This window comes from Halobacillus sp. Marseille-P3879 (genome assembly GCF_900240285.1).
Taxonomy (GTDB): Bacteria; Bacillota; Bacilli; order Bacillales; family Halobacillaceae; genus Halobacillus_A.
Map to the genome: position 1 here is coordinate 812,001 of NZ_OESS01000001.1, position 21,697 is coordinate 833,697.

Annotated in this window: 21 protein-coding genes and 1 riboswitch; of the genes, 14 read left to right on the forward strand and 7 right to left on the reverse strand. The window is 39.3% G+C overall.

Features of this window, described 5'->3' with window-relative positions:
- The first annotated feature begins 30 nt into the window (after nucleotides 1-30).
- From C1A12_RS04070 to C1A12_RS04090, 5 genes are all read left to right on the forward strand, one after another.
- Complete coding sequence (locus tag C1A12_RS04070) at nucleotides 31-348, forward strand: MazG nucleotide pyrophosphohydrolase domain-containing protein (RefSeq protein ID WP_101842557.1); 318 nt, start codon at nucleotides 31-33, stop codon at nucleotides 346-348.
- Nucleotides 349-460: 112 nt separating this feature from the next.
- Entirely contained in the window at nucleotides 461-1,087 is a 627-nt protein-coding gene (locus tag C1A12_RS04075) for a LysE family translocator (RefSeq protein WP_101842558.1), read from the forward strand.
- Nucleotides 1,088-1,517: 430 nt separating this feature from the next.
- Nucleotides 1,518-2,165: a uridine kinase gene (locus tag C1A12_RS04080; RefSeq protein ID WP_101842559.1), complete on the forward strand. Its 648-nt coding sequence runs from the start codon at nucleotides 1,518-1,520 to the stop codon at nucleotides 2,163-2,165.
- Nucleotides 2,166-2,335: 170 nt separating this feature from the next.
- Nucleotides 2,336-3,589 (forward strand): aminopeptidase, encoded by a 1,254-nt coding sequence (locus tag C1A12_RS04085; protein ID WP_101842560.1) that lies wholly within the window; start codon nucleotides 2,336-2,338, stop codon nucleotides 3,587-3,589.
- Between the two features lie 625 nt (nucleotides 3,590-4,214).
- Entirely contained in the window at nucleotides 4,215-5,042 is an 828-nt protein-coding gene (locus tag C1A12_RS04090; protein ID WP_101842561.1) for an N-acetylmuramoyl-L-alanine amidase, read from the forward strand.
- Between the two features lie 215 nt (nucleotides 5,043-5,257).
- Here the strand turns inward: C1A12_RS04090 and C1A12_RS04095 are convergent, their stop codons facing one another.
- Complete coding sequence (locus C1A12_RS04095; protein ID WP_101842562.1) at nucleotides 5,258-5,932, reverse strand: exosporium glycoprotein BclB-related protein; 675 nt, start codon at nucleotides 5,930-5,932, stop codon at nucleotides 5,258-5,260.
- Between the two features lie 254 nt (nucleotides 5,933-6,186).
- Here C1A12_RS04095 and C1A12_RS21025 point away from each other — a divergent pair, with 254 nt between their 5' ends.
- The 5 genes from C1A12_RS21025 (at nucleotide 6,187) to C1A12_RS04115 (ending at nucleotide 10,326) form a co-directional block, all read left to right on the forward strand.
- Nucleotides 6,187-6,351: a hypothetical protein gene (locus tag C1A12_RS21025; RefSeq protein ID WP_159462134.1), complete on the forward strand. Its 165-nt coding sequence runs from the start codon at nucleotides 6,187-6,189 to the stop codon at nucleotides 6,349-6,351.
- A gap of 656 nt (nucleotides 6,352-7,007) precedes the next feature.
- A complete protein-coding gene (locus C1A12_RS21315; protein WP_235001569.1) occupies nucleotides 7,008-7,337 on the forward strand; it encodes a hypothetical protein in 330 nt (109 codons plus the stop codon).
- The gene (locus C1A12_RS04105; protein ID WP_235001563.1) at nucleotides 7,262-7,441 is read left to right on the forward strand and encodes a type II secretion system F family protein; all 180 of its coding nucleotides are present in this window, start codon (nucleotides 7,262-7,264) and stop codon (nucleotides 7,439-7,441) included. Before C1A12_RS21315 ends, C1A12_RS04105 begins: the two co-directional genes overlap by 76 nt.
- A gap of 447 nt (nucleotides 7,442-7,888) precedes the next feature.
- A complete protein-coding gene (locus C1A12_RS04110; protein WP_101842563.1) occupies nucleotides 7,889-9,259 on the forward strand; it encodes an alkaline phosphatase in 1,371 nt (456 codons plus the stop codon).
- Between the two features lie 338 nt (nucleotides 9,260-9,597).
- A complete protein-coding gene (locus C1A12_RS04115; RefSeq protein ID WP_101842564.1) occupies nucleotides 9,598-10,326 on the forward strand; it encodes a poly-gamma-glutamate hydrolase family protein in 729 nt (242 codons plus the stop codon).
- A gap of 210 nt (nucleotides 10,327-10,536) precedes the next feature.
- Here C1A12_RS04115 and C1A12_RS04120 read toward each other — a convergent pair whose 3' ends face one another.
- Nucleotides 10,537-11,088: a YdhK family protein gene (locus C1A12_RS04120; protein WP_235001564.1), complete on the reverse strand. Its 552-nt coding sequence runs from the start codon at nucleotides 11,086-11,088 to the stop codon at nucleotides 10,537-10,539.
- Nucleotides 11,089-11,679: 591 nt separating this feature from the next.
- Between C1A12_RS04120 and C1A12_RS04125 the strand changes: the two genes are divergently transcribed.
- Both C1A12_RS04125 and C1A12_RS04130 read left to right on the forward strand, forming a co-directional pair.
- Nucleotides 11,680-12,273 carry a hypothetical protein gene (locus tag C1A12_RS04125; protein ID WP_101842565.1) on the forward strand — a complete coding sequence of 198 codons (594 nt, stop codon included), beginning with the start codon at nucleotides 11,680-11,682 and terminating at the stop codon, nucleotides 12,271-12,273.
- Nucleotides 12,274-12,403: 130 nt separating this feature from the next.
- Complete coding sequence (locus C1A12_RS04130; protein ID WP_235001531.1) at nucleotides 12,404-13,927, forward strand: multicopper oxidase family protein; 1,524 nt, start codon at nucleotides 12,404-12,406, stop codon at nucleotides 13,925-13,927.
- Nucleotides 13,928-13,986: 59 nt separating this feature from the next.
- On the opposite strand, the gene C1A12_RS04135 is transcribed toward C1A12_RS04130, so the two are convergent.
- The 5 genes from C1A12_RS04135 to C1A12_RS04155 all read right to left on the reverse strand — a co-directional run bounded on the left by C1A12_RS04135 (nucleotide 13,987) and on the right by C1A12_RS04155 (nucleotide 18,780).
- Complete coding sequence (locus C1A12_RS04135; RefSeq protein ID WP_101842567.1) at nucleotides 13,987-14,853, reverse strand: plastocyanin/azurin family copper-binding protein; 867 nt, start codon at nucleotides 14,851-14,853, stop codon at nucleotides 13,987-13,989.
- A gap of 187 nt (nucleotides 14,854-15,040) precedes the next feature.
- A complete protein-coding gene (locus C1A12_RS21635) occupies nucleotides 15,041-15,220 on the reverse strand; it encodes an aspartyl-phosphate phosphatase Spo0E family protein (protein ID WP_101842568.1) in 180 nt (59 codons plus the stop codon).
- 136 nt (nucleotides 15,221-15,356) lie between these two features.
- Nucleotides 15,357-15,794 (reverse strand): HD-GYP domain-containing protein, encoded by a 438-nt coding sequence (locus C1A12_RS04145; protein WP_101842569.1) that lies wholly within the window; start codon nucleotides 15,792-15,794, stop codon nucleotides 15,357-15,359.
- 671 nt (nucleotides 15,795-16,465) lie between these two features.
- Nucleotides 16,466-17,389: an LCP family protein gene (locus tag C1A12_RS04150; protein ID WP_101842570.1), complete on the reverse strand. Its 924-nt coding sequence runs from the start codon at nucleotides 17,387-17,389 to the stop codon at nucleotides 16,466-16,468.
- 8 nt (nucleotides 17,390-17,397) lie between these two features.
- Nucleotides 17,398-18,780: a glycosyltransferase gene (locus C1A12_RS04155; RefSeq protein ID WP_159462135.1), complete on the reverse strand. Its 1,383-nt coding sequence runs from the start codon at nucleotides 18,778-18,780 to the stop codon at nucleotides 17,398-17,400.
- A 318-nt stretch (nucleotides 18,781-19,098) separates the two neighbouring features.
- A riboswitch (TPP riboswitch) is annotated at nucleotides 19,099-19,195 on the forward strand.
- A 92-nt stretch (nucleotides 19,196-19,287) separates the two neighbouring features.
- On the opposite strand from C1A12_RS04155, the gene C1A12_RS04160 reads away from it, so the two are divergent.
- Both C1A12_RS04160 and C1A12_RS04165 read left to right on the forward strand, forming a co-directional pair.
- Entirely contained in the window at nucleotides 19,288-20,610 is a 1,323-nt protein-coding gene (locus tag C1A12_RS04160; RefSeq protein ID WP_101842572.1) for a uracil-xanthine permease family protein, read from the forward strand.
- Nucleotides 20,607-21,692: a CoF synthetase gene (locus tag C1A12_RS04165; protein WP_101842573.1), complete on the forward strand. Its 1,086-nt coding sequence runs from the start codon at nucleotides 20,607-20,609 to the stop codon at nucleotides 21,690-21,692. Before C1A12_RS04160 ends, C1A12_RS04165 begins: the two co-directional genes overlap by 4 nt.
- Nucleotides 21,693-21,697: the final 5 nt, after the last annotated feature.

A 21,697-nucleotide genomic window follows, 5' to 3' on the forward strand; every position in this document is an offset into this window, starting at 1 on the left:
AAACTATGGCTAATGTAAGGAGGAGTGAAAATGGATGTTACTGAGTTTCAACAATGGATCAAAGAATATTATGAAACTAGAGGGTGGTCAGAGTTAGATATTTTTATACGGATTGGCTTTCTAGCTGAGGAAACGGGAGAGGTAGCCCGGGCCATACGATCGCTTGAGATAGGAAGAGATCGTCCAGACGAAAGAGAGGGGTCTTATACCAAAAATAAACAAGAGTTAACAGAAGAATTAGGGGATGTATTAGGAAACCTCATCATTATTGCAAATAAATATGAGATTCCCTTAGAAGAAGTGTTCCAAGCACATAAAGAAAAACTTTCAAACCGTTATGATGGTTAACTTTAAGTACAAGCAATATTCATCGAAGTTTACTTAGAATTATGTCTCTCTAGTATAATGCGAGTATATTTACATTAATAGATTAAAATTCTGTCTGTTAAGAGGTGTATAAATGGATGTAACATTGGTTTTATCTTATTTAGGTGTTGTAGTATTTCTTACATTAATGCCAGGTCCGGATATTTTATTTGTTATAGCTCAAAGTATCTCTCAAAACAAAAAGGCTGGAATTGCTACTGCAATGGGACTCTGTTCTGGTTTAATCGTCCACATAAGTGCGGCTGCTTTGGGAATATCTGCAATTATTTATCAATCTGCAATTGCTTTTGCCATTGTAAAATACGCTGGAGCTATTTATTTATTATTCCTGGCTTTTCAATCATTTAGAGAAAAAGATACGAATCTCAATGGAACTAATAATAAACGATTGTTCAACTATAAGGCATTGTACAAGAAAGGGATTCTGATGAATATTTTAAATCCTAAGGTTTCCCTTTTATTTTTAGCGTTGTTACCGCAATTTGTAAATGAATCCATAGGGAATGTAACAGGGCAAGTATTTATTTTGGGAATGATTACAATGGTTCAGGCGTTGGTTATTTTTGTTGGAATTAGTATTTTATCTGACAACGTACGCTATTTATTTGAGCGCAACTCTTTTATTGCGAAAAGGATAAACATTATAAAAGGGTCAATATTAGGCGCTATAGGGTTACAGATAGCATTTAGTGAGAAATAAACCAAAAGTTATAGAGTACTCAGGAAAGCCATTGGTCTAAATGATGAGGTAAACCCTGGTAGTTATTTAGAGAGATTATCTCGAAATCGATTTTTCAATAATCGGGGAGCGATTGTTTAAGGGCGGTTCCATAATCAAGGGGGGAGAGGCGTTATGAACTTTATGGATATACTGATTGGAGTCGGTATTGTTTTCTTTATTTTATTTACATTAGCTGTGTCCTCAACTTTTCGAAAATAAGCCTAGAGAGATAGAATCAATGGGAAGTAAAAAACTAGGTTCACTAGTAGAGCAAGGTAAATTTATCTTGAATTCGAGTCTTTAGCTAACGGAGAACGATAGTTGTACAGTAGCTATCCACTTATTGTGCTGACAGAGCAGGATTCCATAAGAGAGTTATCAAAAATAGGTAACAAAAAGGTGAGGGATTATGGACAAGATACTGCATAAGATAGCTAAATGGGTTAGTAATAAAGAAAGAGAAATTATTATAGGTATTGCTGGTCATGGCGCTTCTGGAAAGACAACGTTTGCAAATAACCTTATAAAACTATTAGGACAAAATGATGTGAACTATATTAATACTGACCCTTATATTATTGGCTCATCTAATATAAGGAAGTACGCTGTTATTAATTACGAATATAAAAACGAAAATCATCATTATAAAATGACAGCTTGTCACCCAGGGGCTCATAATATAACAGCCTTAGAACGAGACATACATATGATTAGAGATGGTTTAGATATTTATACAATAGGCACCCATTATAAGGAGAGTCATTTAATTTCTTCCCAAAATAAAGTACATGTTATAGAAGGTATGAGTGTTACATTTGCTAATCCAAAGTTATTTGATTTAAAAGTTTACTTATATACGGATGGAGAAACAGAATTTATGAGACGGTCTTCTCGTGATGTTGCTGAGAGAGGAATGGATATAGATTTTTTAAGGCAATCCCATGAAGAGCGTAGAATTCAATATGAATTATTCATGCATCCCTTTCATCAAAATTTTGATATTGTTTTAAAAAATTCCGATGAAGAGTATTTTCTTGAAAAAAATGATTTATATTAAAGGCGCGTTAATTTGGGTTTATTCAAGATATTTCAAAATCAAGTCTTCCGCATAAGGGGATCCATTGTTCAATATAAACGATCGCTTTTTTAACTAACGTAGCGGATTAGTTTAAGTAGGTCAGGGTTCCTGCAGTAAAATTATACAAGAACATCACAGGGAGATATTAAATGAGTAGAGGAATATATGAACTTATAAATGAAGCACAGTTAAAAAAGTATGCAGAACTTGCTGTACGGGCTGGTGTAAATCTGCAGAAAAATCAATTATTAATTATTCATAGTGATATACAAAATGCTACGTTTGCACGTCTAATCCAAACGGCAGCCTACGAGGCAGGAGCTTCAAATGTATGTATAGATTGGACAGATGAACAGTCCACCAAAGAATTTTACTTACATGCAGCAGATAGCGTCATCGATCACTTTCCTGATTGGCAGGCTGCCCGTTTTAAGGAGTGGGACGATGCAGGTGCTGCTTACATCCATATTATTTCTGAAAACTTAGAGGTCTTTAACAAGGTTCCTAAAGAAAGGATAAATCGTTTCCAAAAAGCTTCTCGTACCAAATTGAGGAATTATTATGCGAAAATTAGATCTCACGAGGTACGCTGGTGTCTTCTAGCTGTCCCTAGCGTTGAATGGGCAACTAAAGTATTTCCCAACCTAAGTAAAGAAGAAGCTTTACAATCATTATGGAAATTAATTTTACAAGGAGCTCGGGCGGATGGGAAGAATCCTATAAAAGATTGGGAGAGTCACAATAGAGCCTTCGAGTCTCGAAAAAAGTTCCTAAACGAGAGCCAATTTGAATCTCTGCATTTTACAAATAGACGCGGAACTGATTTATCAGTTGGTCTACCTGAGAATCATCTCTATATCGGTGGGGGTGTCAAAGATAAAAATGGAGTATCTTTCTTTCCGAACATTCCTACGGAAGAAATATTTACAGCTCCCCATAAAAATAAGGTGAATGGCAAATTGGTAGGTACTAAACCTCTTATCTATAGGGGGAGTGTCATCGATGAATTTTATCTAATCTTTAAAGATGGACGGATTACCGACTATTATGCCGCAAAGGGACAGGAAGTGTTGCGAAATCTCATCGAAACAGACGAAGGTTCACATTATCTAGGTGAAATTGCCTTGGTTTCTAATAAATCTCCTCTTGCTCAGGCAGATACTCTTTTTTACAATACCTTGTTTGATGAAAATACGTCCTGTCATATTGGAATCGGAAATGCATCTCCCTCCAATATACATAATGGCATTGATCAATCTGAGGAAGAGTTGAAGGAAGCGGGTCTGAATACTTCACTTTTATCAGTCAATGTTACCTTTGGTACCGAAGATATGAAAGTAGTGGGCATTAAAGAAGGTGGAACTGAAGTCCTGCTAATGAAGGATGGGGATTTCCAATTCTAAATCGTCTACAACTTAAAAACAGAGAAAACTGATTTCTGGTGGATTATACTTAGTGCTAGTGATAGTGAAAACAAACTGGGCAGCATTCCTGTGACAAATGAAGATTATGGGGTATGTTTGTGAAAGAATGGACTTAAACAAACGTGTGCCTTGATAACACTGTTAATACAAGTAAAGAATAGTAATCTCGTCAATAATCACCCTTTTCAATTTGACTAGGGTGATTAATTATTTGATCGTGAACATACCTACATAAGTTACCTATGAGTTAAAAAACCCTTCACTGAAGATAATTTGCTTTTCTCCCCAACCGGATTATGGGTATCCGCCTTCTTTCCTGCAATTAAAACCAACATATTAGGATCATCGTTCGCAAAGCATAGGTATTTAGGGTGAGAGCAGTAAGAACCATTTCGACATTATTCCCAAAATTTATAATATTTTCGATTTATTGTTTGTTATAATAAACATGTTTTCAAAGTTTTGGAGCATATATAAGAAAAGTGGAGGGGTTCAATTGAATTAATTACTTGTTGTTTTTTTACTGCTTTTGGACTGAACATTTTTATGAAATCTATTAAAAAAGGATGAAGAGTTTATTATACATAGGAAATTTAAATGGAAGATGTCGGCCGTAATTTTGTTCGTACTCCTGGCTATTTTTTCGCTGAATGACGGAAGCTTAAGCGCGGAGGAATCTGCGAAAATATTTATTGATCCGGGACACGGCGGTTCAGATTCGGGAGCTGAGGGGAATGGGCTTCAGGAGAAAGACCTGACGCTGGAAATAGCCCTGCAAACCCAGGGCATTTTAGATCATGAGTATGAGGGGCATTCTCTTCAGCTGTCACGCACGACGGATCAGAAGGTGTCTTTAGATGACCGAACGGATATGGCGAATAACTGGGGAGCCGATTATCTTGTTTCCATTCATGTGAATGCTGGCGGAGGTACTGGCTTTGAGTCTTATACATACAATGGAAGTTATCCGGGGAAAGATGAAACGAACCGTTTAAGCGGAATTGTGCATGATGAGATTGTGAACCAGACGGGATTCAATGACCGTGGAAAGAAGGAAGCAGATTTTCATATGGTGAGAGAGTCGGCCATGCCGGCTGTCCTTACGGAAAATGGCTTTATTGACAATGGAACGGATGCGGAATACTTAAAATCGGAATCATACTTAACCAACATTGCAAGAGGGCACGCGCAAGGGATCGCAGATGCTTTAAACCTTACACGCCGGCCGCAGGCATATGTGGAAATTGTGGCAGATTCCTTGTGGACGTATAATTCCCCGGACTGGGATGATCGTGGCTCGATCGTGAATAAAGGTGAAGTCTATACAGTTACTCGGGATAAGTTCCCGGTCGGTGACGGGGAAATGTATCAGCTTAAGAGCGGTGTTTACATTTCAGCGCATTCAGAATATGTAAGGTACTTTAGAGAATAGTAGATACTCTATATAATATTGGTTCATAATATTAGAATCGTGAGTCGTATTTTCATAGATAAATAACCCATCCTTTTACTAAACGAGCGAAGGATGGGTTATTTTTTTATTAGTGATGGTATCTAAGGCGGTCGCCCATCTCCACTCTATCGTATGAGGTGAGAATTCTAGACGAATATAGGGAATTCGTGACTGTGAATAGGCTGCTCCAGCGATTAATTAATGGAGACACCCGCACTTGCGGCACCTGTTAGAGTGACAGCGAGCGGAAGACCTTCTGTAATTTCTGCAGAAAAAACCAGGAGTAATCGTTCCCCGGCCGTGACAGGGATGGATAAAGTATCATTAATTCCGCTGCTCGTTTCATTAATATCGATAAGGCCTGAATAGGACGGTGATAAAGTAACCGAAGCGTCGGTTGGACTAAAAATATTACTATTTTGAGGGGCGCTATATAAATCTGCCCTTACAGTAGCCGTCGACCCTATAAGGTCGATTCCTACGGTCGTACTGAAAAATGCAGACATCGCAGTGATCTCACCATCTCTGGGAACTGAAAAAGCAAAGTTAGGTATACCTCCCACGTTTCCAAGATCGATGACCCCACCGAGAACTTCTACGCCAGCAATCGAATTTCCAAAACCGACGATGCTTGTCGTTCCAATTAATCCATCTGCCACCGTAGTTAGTTCAGCTGGAATTGTTCCCGTTGCATAGGGAATAATGGCACTTGCCCCGGCAATGCCTTGTTCCCCTTGAGGTCCTTGTTCTCCCTGTGGTCCCTGCTCTCCTTGTCTTCCTCTAGGTCCGCGGGGTCCAGTACAATTGTCTTTCGCTTTTGGCACGGGGTAAATGGGACAGCACCCGCGATAAGGTCGAATTTTTGCCAATCATATCACCTCATAACATATTTGGATTATCGTATGAGGACGAATGACTAATGAGTAGGCGCTTGCACCATATGTGCTTGTTATAAGGAAGAAAAATCCAACGATCAGTCATGAAGTAAAACATAAGTCAGGAATAGCGCCGGTGAAATCGAGGAGAGAGCTTTATACTTGAAATACCATCTACTATTGTTATAGTAATTATTATGTAAAACACATCCTTATAAAGGAGACTTAAAAAAGGAGAGAATAGGCGGATGCCAATATATATTGCAAATGATTATTTAGTGAAAGATGGTAAAGTCGTTTCCCCGGGACATGAAATTGAAATTACTGAGGAACAGGCGGAGAGGTTAGAAGACAAGGTTAAAACTGCACCCGTTACTTCATCTACTAGAGATGGGAATCATTCCTCTATATAAAACAGACAATAGAAGCAAGCGGCAGCTGATAGAGGCGTATGATGGAATGAGTTCGTTGGAAGAGAGGATATTCTCTATTGGATTGGCGTGTTTATTTAAGTGGAAGCATCCCTGCGGGGGTGCTTTTTAATTTGAGATTGGAGCGTAAGGGGGGATTTTCCCTCTCTATGTTGCTTTTAGTAATGGGTTATCTAGTAGATACTGCCATGCTCAAAGGTGCGGCTGTAATGTTTTTTAATCTTATCAAATGTAAGAATAATCTTTGGAAATGTAAGAAAAGCTTTTTGAAAGGTCGGAAAAGAAGAACCGAATGTCAAAAAAATACTTGAAATGTAAGAAAAACTCTTTCAAATGTAATAATTAGCTCATTCAGTAAAGCCCTTTGCCGATGTTTAAACTAAATTTTTAATAGATAAAATTTCTAGTTGTGGTTAATTTTACATAAAACAGGGAAGGGGAAAATAATCCATATATTCTAGAGAGATAGAAAGTAAATTAATACGGGAACAGTAGGGGATATTGATATTCTAGCTTTTAAGATAATATAAGGATACCCCTTGTTTTCTCATAAATAGTACTCCATTACTTTGTGAGGCCTGAAGGTACAATAATGACTGGAAGAGAAGACATTCCATTTTGAAGAGAGGAGGAGTTTAATGGTGAAAAAGGAATTATTACCATTACAGCTGGAATGCACGATGTTATTTCAAACCAATCCTACTATGGTTGAAACACTGGCAGGCATAGGAGTTCGCTTAGGCAGAAAAACAGAAGACCTTCAATCCATCGTAGAAGCACTGGTGCAACAGGGCATTTTACAGAAGTTAGGAGATGAAGCGTCTCCTTTATTTTGCTACAAAGAGCCTGTTGTTACTACAACATTATACAAGCTGAAAAACTTGGTGTTGGAATGGTTAAGGTTTTACGAGTTCAAACAGAGGATATACGTGAGCAGAGGCGGCAAAGAGCAGAAGAAGCAGCTATGAAGGCGCCAATTAAGATGATGTTTCCGCTGGTTTTGTTTATATTTCCTACCTTATTTATTATTTTACTTGGACCGTCCATACTGCAGTTTATCGATGCGTTTTAAGAGTTATTCCTGATCATATATTATTAATAGTAAGGGTTACTTGCCAATCATAAATTGAACTAAAAGCTTAGGAATTTTTCAGTATACGGGATATTCAGGAACTATATTTCTATTAGCAGATTCACCACCGTCTAAAGGTTCTAGGCGGTTTTTTTTCGGTTTTATGGGAGTTGTAGATGAAACCAGCGCAACTACCTATTTGTGTATATGGTATTTTTTACTTTCCTTTTATAGTAAATAAATTATAGTTATTTCCTTATTTAACAATCTATTGATATATATCTGTTTCAATAATCCAGCGGAGTATTGCTTATAAACTTCTTTTGTAGTTAAAAATATCCGCCTAACATTTACAATATTTAAAATAATCTTAATATTTCCTTAAAAATACCTAGGTATGTATATGTTACACTTTCGATATATCAAAATCATGGAGGGAGAGTACATATGTTAAAAAAATTAAGTATTATTACAGTGGGCGCAGGTCTCATTTTTGGTGCAGGAGGGAGCTGGGTTCAACAGGCTGATGCCCAAAAGCCGGATTGGGCTGGAGAAGGAAAACCTGACCATGCAGGTCCTCCCCAAGGAAAAGTTGAAAACGTCATTTACATGATTCCGGATGGTTTTAATGCAGATGACGCTACAAACTACCGCTGGTACAAGGGAGAAGATGCCGTTTGGGACGAGCATTTAAAGGGGCTGCACAAAACTTATTCAGATGATTCTAGAGTAACTGATTCCGCAGCTGCTGGAACTGCAATGGCGTCTGGCGTGAAAACGAACAATGGTACGGTAGGATTGGATGATGAAGGAAATGAAGTTGAAACCATTCTTGAATCCTCAGAAGAGAAGGGCAAATCTACTGGTCTAGTTGCCACATCTACCATTACTCATGCCACACCTGCTGTGTTTGCCTCGCATGTGGAATCTCGTGATAATGAACCTGAAATTGCTAAGCAAATGCTCGCGAACGACGTAGACGTTATGCTTGGTGGAGGTAAGGATTTCTTCCTGCCAGAGTCTGAGGGGGGAGAACAAGATGAGAATCTACTAGAGCAAGCTGAAGAAGCAGGGTATACAAATGTGGAAACGCGTGATGCCTTAATGGAAGCTGATGATATTGATGTAGAAGAGGGAGAGAAGCTGCTTGGTTTATTTGCGGATGGTCCTTTAACTCCTGAAATGGAGCGTGAAGGTACAGAACAGCCTAGTCTATCAGACATGACCGAACGTTCGATTGACGTTCTGGAGCAGGACAAAGATGGATTCTTCTTAATGGTTGAAGGCAGCCAAATTGACTGGGCCGGCCACGATAATGATCCAACCTGGGCAATGAAAGATACAGAAGCATTTGAACAAGCTGTGGAAAAAGCCATCGAATTTGCTGAAGAAGATGGAAATACCCTTGTCGTTGTAGCTGGTGACCATGAAACTGGTGGAATGACGGTTGGATCTAATGGCGAGTACGATACGAAGCCGGAGCTTGTCAAAGATGTAACAGCTACTGGTGCAGCGATGGCTGATGAATTAAATGAAGACCGTTCCAATGTGGAAGAAGTAGTCGAGAGTCATACGCCGTTTGACCTGACAGAAGAAGATGTTGAAGAAATCCAGGAAGCTGAAGATCCAAAAATGGCCATTAACCATTATGTCAGTGATCAAGCCTTAGTCGGCTGGACCAGCGATGGACACACAGGGGTAGACATTCCGGTTTATGCTTACGGCCCGCAGTCCGATTCTTTCAGCGGCATGATTGAGAACACCGACCTTCCTAACCTTATGGCAGAAGCCATGAAAGTTGATTTAGGGGATAAATAAAACTTACCTTAAAAAAGAGCAGTTCTGATAAAGAAGATGAATAAATAGGAGAAACGGCAGTCATATGGCTGCCGTTTTTTAGTTAGGTGAGGGTATAGGGCACGCTAAATCGGTCTTTTAAATTAAGAAATTCCGTATATATCTTTGGTACATCACTTTTATCAGAGGTTTTTTGCATGGTCAAAATTTCCTTGTGAAAAAGCTGAATTGTTGGGAATGCAGGGGTTTTGTGTTTTTATCCCGCATTAGTATCACTCTCTTTCTTATTAAAGTTCAAAACATTTTAGTTACCAATTCAAGAAAATGTTGGTAAGTTACTCTTAAAGAGAGGTGTTTTTATGTTTAAGAAACTTATATTTTCTGTAATAATTTTAGGAACTGCGATCGTGTGGTTTTTGCCTAATGGGGAGGAAATAGTCTCTGAAACGACCGACGAGGACTGCTCAGGCGAAAGGTTTTGCTCATTTGAGGAGTTGAATGAAGAGTATGAAGAAGGGAAGGATTGGGAAATTTTAAAAAGTACAGACGGGGATGAACAGTGGCTCGTAAGCGCCATCCATGGTGGAGGGATTGAAGAAGTGACTTCTTCCCTGACGGAAGCTGTAGCAGGCTCTTCTTATCCTTTTTACACTTTTAAAGGAAGACTAACGTCGAATAATTTCAGCAATTTACACATTACTTCCACGCGTTTCGATGAACCACAGGCATTGGAAATGGTATCAAACACCAACCACCACATAGCTATTCACGGTGCATCTGGAGAGGAAGCGAAGACAATGATTGGGGGGATGGATAAAGAACTGAAAGAGGCCGTCCGGAAGCATTTAGAAGAAAAGGGGTTCAAGGTAACTGAAGCTCCTGACCACCTCAATGGCGATCACCCTGATAACTACACCAACCAGACGAAGAAAGGTCAAGGCGTACAAATCGAGATTACAAGAGGGCAGAGAAAAGAGTTTTATAAAAACGGCGATATTAGCTTTTCCTCTCGAAACGATCCCTCCAATGAAACAAAAACGTTCAAAGTATACGTGGAAGCCTTACAAGCAGCGATGAAAGATTATTAATAAAAACGAGGGCTTCCCCCTTCTGCTTTTTCAAAAAATGAAATTAGGGGATAGTTTATTTAGGTAGAGTGCCACTTTACTAAATAATCATTCGAGGAAAATAAATGAGGGATAATTTTAAAAGAACAGAATTGTGTTCTTCTAAGTAAAAGAGCTTATCCAGAATGTGATAAGCTCTATAGTAAATAATCATCTTATTTTCATTAAATCTTAATCGACCGGTGATAACTCTTTTTCTGTAACCCACTTATGATTTTCTACTTCTTCTCCAGTTGTAGTTGTAAAATCAACCATATATACAGTAGTATCTACAGCAGCTTCAATCACAGCTGTCGCTCCATCCATTCCTTCCATATGGTCCGCATTTAGGTTCACTTCAGTCCCTGGTTCTAACGGAGCTTCACTTGGATCTTCTAATTCTTCATGAATAACCCATTTATGATTCTCTACTGGTTCTCCACCAGTCGTAGGGTAATAAGTAACAGTATAAGCGGTAGTCTCAAAAGCCCCTACAATTGTTGCTTCAGCTCCACTCATAGATTCCATGCCCATATGCTCTGCTTCAATGGTGGCCCTGCTGCCTACTTTATAGGTTGGATTCTCAGCTTCTTGTAATCCTTCAGGAATTTCCCCGGTACTGGACATTTGATTTGCAAAAATAGATTGAATCCTTTCTTCGACCTCTAAAATGCTGGCTCGGACATCATTGATTCTTAATTCAATCTCTTTAGCGGAGGCATTCGGATCTTCATATTTATTAATAGCATCCAACTGGTTTTCAGCAGCGTTTAAACGATTAAGTAGAGAATTCAATTCTTCCTGATATTCTTGATAGGACTGTACTTCTTTAGCTGTTAAAGGGGGTTCCTCGAGGGATTTTTCGATTTCCTCTGTTTCAGATTGAACAGCGTTAGTTTTAATTTCAACTTTATCCACTCGTTTTTCAGCCTTTGTTTCTTTTTGTACTTGTACGGTTGCTTGTGAAGACGAGTTCACTGGATCTGCAGAAACTTGCCCTATTGAAAAAGTCATTCCAATCACAGCTAAACTAGGAGCTGCTATTTTTGTGAGCCTTTTATTCATTTTATATCCCTCCCTGAAGTTTTTAATCATGGATATATATACCTTAGACTGGAATTCTTAAAACATCGTTTACTACTGAGTTCTTTAAGAAGTTTATCTACAAATGAGAAATAACAAGCACAGGAACAACAGTAGCAACAGTGGCAGAGTATGAAGGTTTGGAGGTTATTGGTATTACGCTGAAAATTGACAATTGACTTTTAAGAAGCTAGAGAGTTAATAAACTTTGCTTTTGAAAGTTTTGAACCTGTCTCTAATGAGCTCGATTACGTGAAACTAAAAGATCACAAAATAGTGGAAATCATTACGAATGGCGGTACAATTAAAAGAGGGACACAAGAAACGGAGGAGGACGTTGAAACAGGGACAACCGCTGAAAATGAGTCAGATAAGGACTTAGCTTTTGTTTATAAAGCAGTTTGTAAACATTTGGAGAACGTCTGCAACTGTTACCTGTGCACCAACCAGGGACGCAGTAAATATAATGAAAAAGAGGTGACTGAAATGTGCGTTTCCAATCATACATTTGAAATCCAGGCTTATCGCATGTTTGAAAAAATAAAAGCATGTTCCATTTATTCACCTGTTGGACTCATTTATATGGGAAATGAAACTGTAGATTTAACCGTAGAAGCACCTGAGACGATAAAACTAATCGATAAAATCGTATTAAGAGGGAGAGATGGGACTCTTTATGAAGTAGAACCGAGCGAAAATGGATTGAAATTTGCTCAGGGTGAGCTTACTTATGAGGAATATGTAGAGGAGAAAAAAACAACTAACAGAAAAGTTATTACGTACCTTTCTCTCATCACAAGCGCTTTTTTTGCAACGGGATGGGCTTTTATTGAATTATTTGTCTAGGTCTGCTGGTTTTCAGTTATATCTTGTTACAAAATAGTCATAGAAACGGCATACTCTTTTTTATTTTCTCCATAGTTCATTCAAATTTCTTTTTTACTATAAAAAGTATAAAAGTAAAGGGGGAATTATATTGAAAAGGTATGCTGGTCTATTTTTATTAGCCTTATCACTTTTAGCAGCTTGTGCTGGTCAGGACCCGGCTGACCAAACCGAAGAAAAAAGTACGTCAGAAGACAATGTGGAGAGAAACAATAATAATATTACAGTTAGTCTTGAAGCTGAGGAGTCAAAATGGTCGATTAGTGAGAATTTGTCTATAAATGGCTGGTTATATAACGATTCTCTTCCAGGAGAAGAAATTCGTGTGACTGAAGGAGATCAAGTGAAAGTGAATTTCACTAATTCTCTTGATGAACCAACTGCTGTCCACTTTCATGGGGTACCGGTTGACAATAAGATGGACGGAGTTCCCGGGGTAACTCAGAATGTGGTGATGCCAGGCGAAAGTTTTACATATGAAATTGATGCAACTTTGCCTGGCACGTACTGGTACCATTCTCACCAGAATGGTGCGGAACAAGTAATTGATAAGGGGCTTTATGGATCCTTTATTATAGAGGAAGAAGATAATAACTATGATACTGATGAAGTAATTATGTTAAGTGAAGTCTCTTCTATGATGAATAAGATGGATGAGGCAGGTATGGAAAGACACGGAATGGATAGCGAAGGCGGATCTAGTCATATGTCCGAAATGGATGAAAATATGGCCCACCATGATCAAATGAAGGAAATGTATGACACGTTAGTGATTAATGGAAAATCTGATCCGAAGCTAAGTGAAGTAAATCTGAGGGAAGGAGAGAAAGCGAAGTTACGATTCGTAAATTCAGGGTTAGCAACAAAGGTGATTGCGATCCCTCATGATTTCAAAGTGACCCACTACGATGGACAACCAGTGAATGAACCTGAAACCATTACAGATCATACTGGAATTCGGCTTGGTTCGGCAGAGCGAGTAGATATAGAGATAGATGCAAGTGATCCAGGAGCTTATGGTATTGAAATTTTTTCTAATGATAATCCAGAGAATCTTCAGGCTGTTGTGCCATTAAGATATGAAGGGGAAGAGAAAGAAGAGTTAGTAACTCAAGAAGTGAGCGATTATTTAGACATCAGTTCTTATGGCACTTCCAAAGATCAGGAAGACATTCTTCAAGATATTGATAATGAAGTTGAAGCTGTTTTGGGTACAAACGATGGAGGCCACACTTACACCATCAATGGAAAGCAGATGGAAACTGACACTGCAGACGGACATGAAATATATGAGATAGAAGATGGGGATATCGTAAAAATGAAAATTACAAATGAAACGGACGTAGACCACCCGATGCATCTTCATGGCAGCTTTTTTAAGGTTATGGCTAAGAACGGGGAAAAAGTATCTGGATCTCCTATTAAAAAAGACACATTAAACGTAAGACCAGGCGAAGAATATGAAATTGTTTTTAAAGCAGATAACCCTGGGAATTGGCTTTTTCATTGTCATGAATTCCACCATGCTGGTGGAGGAATGGTGAGTGAAATCAAATACAAGGGATTTGAGCCAGCAGAAACCATTGATCCTGGTGCTCCTAACCAACCAGAATGAGACTAGAAGCAGCACCCATGCCGTAGATATAGAAAGGACATGGGTGCTTTTTATTAGGATTATATCACTTTAAAGGTGCCAAACATTCCGGCTTCTTTATGACCCGGCAGCGTACATATAAATTGATAAGTGCCCGATTCAGCAGCTATGAAGGAGACAGTCTGACTTTCACCGCCGTTGGTATGTAAATGTATATTGGGGTTGGCATTGTCATGTGAATGTCCACCAGCCGTCATCTCTTTTGCGGGTAAATTAATAATTTCCAGGTCGTGCTCTAATTTACCTGTATTAACTAGAGACAAGTTCACCACCTCACCAGCCTCTATACTTACATCACCGGGGGTAAAAGTGAATTCGCCAGCTTCCACAACGATCTCTTTTTCTTCAAGGGAAGGGGAAGAAGGGTTGGAGAAAAAAGGGCTTAAGGAATGGACGGAAAGGAAAACAAATCCATAAAGAACCATGGTGAACAGCAGGTTATTAAAATTTTTCTTCATATTTATCTGAGCTTGTATTAATCCAAGTAATAATAATATAGTGGAAAAGCACATAAAAAATAATATCTTTAACAGAAGCTCCTGATCACGCGGATTTATCATTTCTCCAAGCATGGCACCCATCATGCCACCCATTATCCCAGAGAACATCCCCTCTATAACTGTAAGTAACCCTGAGGGTAATCCTGACAAGAAGCCAGTGATCATTCCTAGGATCATTCCTAGAATAGTAGAAAAAAATAAGTCTCCACTGAATAAAACACCAGAAATATACCCAATAAATAAGCCAAAACTCATAGATAATGCCATTGCAATTACCATGCTTGTCATCTGGGGTATGAACTCGCGGTATTTAATTTGGATGGTGATGACAAAGAGAACACCTAAAAACGTAAAAGTTAATAACATATGCAATGAAATTTGCTCCATTATTCAGAGTCCCCCCTTGCTGCCTTGTCCATAGTATCTTATGCTGGGCTATTAGGAATAATACCTTTAACAGAGGTGGAACGCTACGAACAATTTTAAGCTCAAATTGTTCATTCTAATAGTTGTTTGACAGTAATTAACTGGATGATGCTAGAGATTTATCTAAATACATTAAAAAAAGCCTCTCTTAATAAGGGAGGCTTTCATACTTAGTGCTATTTAAGATTCGTTGATAACGGTTCAATACTTTATCCAGTTGTTGAGACACACGCAGAACCCTCTGCCCCTTGGGGTTTCTTCTGTATTCTTCATGCATCTCGTTACGTAAGCGTTCAATTTGAACTTTAAGCTCCCTGGCATTATTCATGTAACCATCCTTATGTATTTTAAATTTTGATATATTGGTTTGTAAAGACACACTCAAACAATATAATAAATGGAATACATAAATGCAAGAATTTTAAAGAAAAATTTACACTAGTTTTACAAATTAAGCTGTCGTTTTATACTTCTTGAATCATATATGCCGGGATCGTCACCTCTTCCATCATATCAATAAATATGTTGACTAAGTTCCCGTCAAATAGAGACCATGCACTTCGACGTAATTCGTTAAAAGCTTCTTCATAACTTAAAGTCTTCCTCTTATAATGACGTTGATCTATTGTCATCGTATCAAAAGCGTCACAAATAGAAATAATTCTTCCCTGGAGAGAGATTTCATCACCCACTAAGCGGCGCGGGTACCCTGTTCCATCCCATCTATGATCCCTGATATACCTGGCTGCTTTTGTTAATCCGAGGTGCTTACGTACGATGACATTGCCTATATGAGAGTGGCTTTGAATGATGGTGAATTCTAGTTCCTCAAACCATTTTTCAAGAATAATAACTTCTTTTTTTATACGAGTAGATATTTCTTGAAGTGTATATTGTGTCACTAAGAATCCCTCCTTTAATTACAGAAAATTCTTTTAAATTGTACCATGATTAGTGAAGTTCGAGGAAATATATGATTTACTCCTATAATGGTCCCGAATTATTTGGAAGCTGTTTTGTAAACAAAAAATGTTTAGTGTCGATATTAAGCAAGAAAGCAAATCTGCTATTAAATATAATTTATATTTTACGAGTTAATATGCCATAGGGAGCGGGTGGACAAAGTGTATAAAAAAGCAGTGGACTATTTTTACTTATAATTTTATTACTATTAGGTTGTAGTAAAGATGAATCTAGTGAAGAACATCCTGGGAAGGAAGTGAATGACCAAAAACACCGTTATATGAAAATCAGGAAAACAGCTTTTGGGTTTCTGAAACCCCAGGATGGAAACTAGATAAAAAGAATCTCAGGAACAAACTAAAGGGAAGGGAACCAACAAAAGAAGGAATGAAGAGGGACGAAAGCCCTCCCACCTCTAAGGACTTTTCTTAAGCTCATTTTCCTGACATCATGAAAAGCAACAGGATTGAGCGCAGAGCCATCCATATTTTGCACTTTTCCCCATCTAGTGCCCTATCAAAGAAGCGGACTCGCAAACTGCGTATTCTTAGCTCAATAACAAAAAAAGCCCCCTTCACCAGGCTGTGATGCCAGGGAAGGGGGCCTTTGATTATTCTTCTAATTCTAAATGATCTTTTAAGGTACTGGAGAGTTCCTCTACCTTTTCTTCATCCGGCTCATAATAATAAGTATCATCGATTGTATTGTCTTCACCCTCGATTTCATGCTGTTCGATAGTTTCACGGGCGTCTCGATAGTTGGATTGAATGTCCCAAATTTCTTTTAAGCTGTAATTGGTTCGTATATTGTCCTCTAAGACGCCGAAGATCTCTTCTACTTTTGTAATAGAGGAGAAGTCTGCGCCTTTGTCCATAATTCCTTTAATAACTTTACGCTGTCTCTCCTGGCGGCCCAGGTCACCGCGCGGGTCATCCTTTCTCATACGAGAATATTTGACTGTTTCCTCTCCATTTAATTGAATAGGCCCTTCTTTAAAATGTACGCCTTTGTACGTGAAATCCAGCTCATTATCGATTTCCACTCCATCTACGGCATCTACCATATCCTGAAAGCCTCTCATATCCATACGGATAAAATAATCAACCGGGACATCGAGGAAATTTTCTACGGTTCTCAGGGTCATTTCCGTTCCACCGAATGCATAAGAGTGGTTAATTTTATCTTTTTTGTTTTCTCCGATGATTTCAGTATATGTATCCCGGGGGATGCTGACCATATGGGTGGAGGCTTTATCAGGATTGACCGTTAATAGGACAAGCGCATCGCTCCGTTGATTTGTATCCCCTTTACCTCCGGGTTCATCGATACCCATTAGTAATACGGAAAAAGGATCTCCATCCTCAAAGTCGATGGCTTCAAGACGGTCTTCTGATTCCTTTCGATCAATGTCTTCCTGTATGTTGGTAAAGGTGGAAGTTACTAAGTTCCATCCGTAACTTCCTGCTGCCACTGTTAATACTCCTATGCTGGTTAGAAAGACAAGCATAATTCTTTTCCACTTTGTTTTATTCATACGTAACCTCACTTCACTTGCTGGCGGTAGGATAGTGTATCTGATGATGAATCCAGGTTATATTTTCTTCCGGTACGAGAGACCTTCTTCCAATCTTTGTTAAAGAAGTAAGCGATGCTGCCGTACATGACAAAGTACATGGTGACGAAGCGATGTACAAACACATCATAGACAACGGTATTCAACAGAGAAAACCTGTCGCCTTTTTCAAAAGTAAATCCATATTGTTGCACCTGTCTGAGAGCTAATAGGTTATAGATGAAATTAAATAAGAAGATATAAGATAAATAAACAATAATAAAACCTATAAACATAAATGCCATATTCATCAACGCGTTCGCCACAAAAAAACCTGCCGTAATATAGGCAGCCAGAATGCCGACAAAGAAAGATTCAATAATGTAGAAAAAAGAGACTGCTTTCGTAAATACGGTTTTTCCTAAGAATCCTCGAAAGTAAACAAGACAGTCCATATATGATTTCTGCCAGCGAATCCGCTGTTTAAATAAGTCTTTCCACGTCTCCGGCAGTTCCGTATAACTGATGGCGTCCGTAATCAATAACACTTTTTTATCCTTTTGCTTCGCGATGAACCGGTGAATCTTCAGGGTGATATCGATGTCTTCACCAACAGAGGAACGATAACCGCCGACATCAATCAGGACGTTCTTTTTAAAAATGCCGAAGGCCCCGGATATAATCGCTAATGCCTTGAAGCGTGCCAATGATAACTTTGTCACGTAAAATGCCTTAAAGAAATCAAGCATTTGGACACGAATGAGCATTTTGGTTCCAGCTAAAGACAGTTTTTTCAAAGGGTTGGACGTTTTGGTCTGCAGTACGTGCACCATTCCGCCCGCCGCTACCACATTCGGGTCAGCAAATTTATCATTTACTACGTTTAAGGATGGGGCTGTTAATACCGTATCGGCATCAAGGGTCACGACTAACTCCTTAGAAGCATATTCAATCCCTGCATTTAAAGCATCAGCCTTCCCGCCATTTTCCTTGTTGAGCACATAAATGTTGGGGTAAATGCTCGATTGGTATACTTGAACTACTTTTTCGTGGGGAAGCTTACCTAGAGAGGACTTGTCGCAGGGTTTTAGGTGTAACTGTTGGTGCAGTTGAGTTAAAGTGCTGTCCGTAGACCCATCATTGATATAAAGAACTTCAAAATTATGGTAATCCAATTTCTTCATACTACTTACCGATGTTTCAATGATCCCGGCTTCATTGTAAGAGGGAACTAAAATACTGATCCCTTTCTCCGATTGAACGTTTTGACGGGTCGATTCATCCTCTTCCTTGAACCAGGGCAGACAATGAAACAAGTGCAGGATCGGGAAAAATAAACATAGACAAAAAAACACGATTGCAAAAACTTCCAATATTAAGCTCCTCTTCTGAACAATTTACGTTACATATTCCGTCAAACTTCTCCCTATTACAAGGGTTTAATAAAGAAATCTAACGGAAGACTCAGAGAAGGATCCTGTGTTTTAGCTATATTAAAAAGAAATGTATAGTTCCTGATTCTATCTATGCAGGAAAAATAATCTACATTGTTAATAGAGTTAACCTATAACCAACAAGACTTATGTAAAAGTTATTCTATTATCATTTTTGTTTTTGTTACTAATCTTTTAAGTCATTGCAGTTTGACCGTTTTAAGGTTATATAGTATTCTACTAAAAAATAAAAAGTGTCATCACCGCTAGGGGAGCTTTATGCTGAGAGAAGAAATTTCGACCCTTTGAACCTGATCTAGTTTGTACTAGCGTAGGGAAGTGGAGTGAGTCTATTAGTTGTTGAATGTTCATTTTTTAAATTCTTCCTATATAGAAGTCACCCCACGATCTGGGGTGGCTTTTTTGTATGTGAGGAGGATTTTAGAAATGAGACAAGAGGAAAAAAGTACATCTTTGACGGTGGGTGTTGAAGAAAAACTCTCACCGGCAAAAAGCTTTCTTTATGGTTTGCAGCACGTATTCGTTTCTAATGTTTGGCTTGATCCGATTTACGTGGCCGCTTTAATCGGTTTACCACTAGGGTTATCAGCAAATATGGTGAATGCTATCTTTATTGCTGCTGGTCTGGTCACACTTGTCCAGGCGACAAGGTTTGTCCGTTTGCCTGTGGTTCAAGGTCCGTCAGCAGCTTTTGATGCCTTAATGATCAGTGCGGGTAAATCACAGAATTTAGGAGCTGCAGGCGGCGCTATTATTGTAAGTGCATTGATTGTATTCTTACTGGCGATTACTGGTTTGTTAAGCAGGTTAAGGTCATTCTTTACCCCGGTAGTTACCGGGACAGTGATTTTTATTGTTGGGGTTGCGCTTTCTGGTTTCACTTTAGAGTTGTTTTTAGGAGGAGCACCTGGGTCAGAGACATTTCTAAACGGCGGCGTACTCACGATGTCGATCACTTCAGCACTGATCGTTCTTTTGTTATCTGTATTTGGGAGAGGAAAACTGCGCTCTTTTTCATTTTTAATCGCTCTTGTTATTGGAGATCTTATCGGATTGCTATTTGGGTATATTAATTTTTCTACCGTAGCAGAAAGCAGTTGGTTTGGTTTACCACAATTTCTTCCCTATGGGGAGCTTACGTTTGACTGGATTACATTCGGTGCATTCTTCTTCGCTTACCTTGTGGCGGTGATTGAAGCCATGGGGGTTTACCATGCAGCTGCTGAAATGGTTGACGTTAAATTAGATGATAGACGAATTCGCGGGGGATTTGCCGGCGAGTCTTTAGGGTCGCTGGCCTCTACGTTGATCGGGGGATTCCCCACTACAGCCTACGGACAAAACGTAGGGTTATTGCGTTTAACGGGCGTAGGGTCGCGTCACGCTGTAAAAGTAGCCGCTCTTATTTTCCTTATCCTGGGTTTCGTGCCAAAAGCGGGGGCGTTGTTAGCTGTTACTCCCCACGCTGTGGTCGGAGGAATCTTTTTACCGGCAGCCGCATCCCTCATTTTCACGGGACTCAATATTTTAGGAGGGATGAAGAAAACAGACGCGAACTTTATGATCGCCGGTATCTCTATTTTACTGGCAATTGCCTTGCCAGACTTTTTTGAAGAGACGGAAGGCTGGCTGGGGGATTTGCTCGGTAACACTATTTTAGTCGGAGGTATATGTGCGGTTCTATTACAACTTATACTGGTTCAGTTTCCAGACTGGCTCAGTTTAAAAAAAGGAGTAGAAAAACAATGAGACAGCAGACGAAACAGATGATTGAGCAGCTTATTTCTTTTATTATATATCGACGATCGACAGATAAAGATTTTCAGGATTTGGCACTCTCCTTATTTTCTTATCAATTTGAATACAACCTTCCTTATAAAAAGTATTGTCAAAAAAGGAGAAAAACCCCCTTGACGGTCCAGCACTGGCAGGAGATCCCTGCCTTGCCGATCCAGGCATTTAAGGAACTACCTTTAACCTGTGAGTCAACCACAGAACCTGAGTCCGTGTTTTTGACTAGTGGAACGACAAATGTGGAGAAACGCGGGCAGAACATTCATCCTACTTTAGCCGTGTGGGATGTATCAATGATGACCGCTTTTAAACAATTTGTATTGCCGGATCAACAGACTGCGACCATTTATGTGCTTTCTCCTGCGGAAGATTTGAATCAGCAGTCTTCTTTATCCCGTTATTTAACCAACGCAGTCAAGCATTTCGGCACAGAAGACAGCCGTTTCTTCTTTAAAGAAGAGGGACTTGAAATGGCGGCTTTAACTGCCGCTTTAAAAGAGAAGGAAAGCAAACGAGAACCTGTTTTACTGATGGGCGCCTCATCTGCTTATGTTCACTTTATAGACTATTGTATGGAGCGTGATCTTACCTTCCATCTCCCGGAAGGCAGTCGGATATTTGATACCGGCGGATTTAAAGGACAGTCTCGAGAGCTGACTCGTGAAGAAATGTATGAATCTTTTGCCAGGGTATTTGACGTTGATCCAAACAACTTTATTAACATGTACGGGATGACAGAATTAAGTTCCCAGATTTACGAAGTGACCGCCCAGTCTCCGAGATTCGAGAAGGTAAACCCGGATTGGGTAAAGACCCTCGTGCTGGATCCGGATACATTACGTCCCGTAAAAGCCGGGGAAATTGGTGTGCTGGCTCATTATGACTTAGCTAATTGGAATTCCTGTATGGCGGTCTTAACCGAGGATATTGGTTACGAAACAGAGAATGGATTTGTACTACTAGGTCGAGTGGAGGGTTCAGAAGCACGCGGCTGCTCCATCGCAGTGGACGAGCTTATGAAGGCAAATGGAAAGTAGGGATC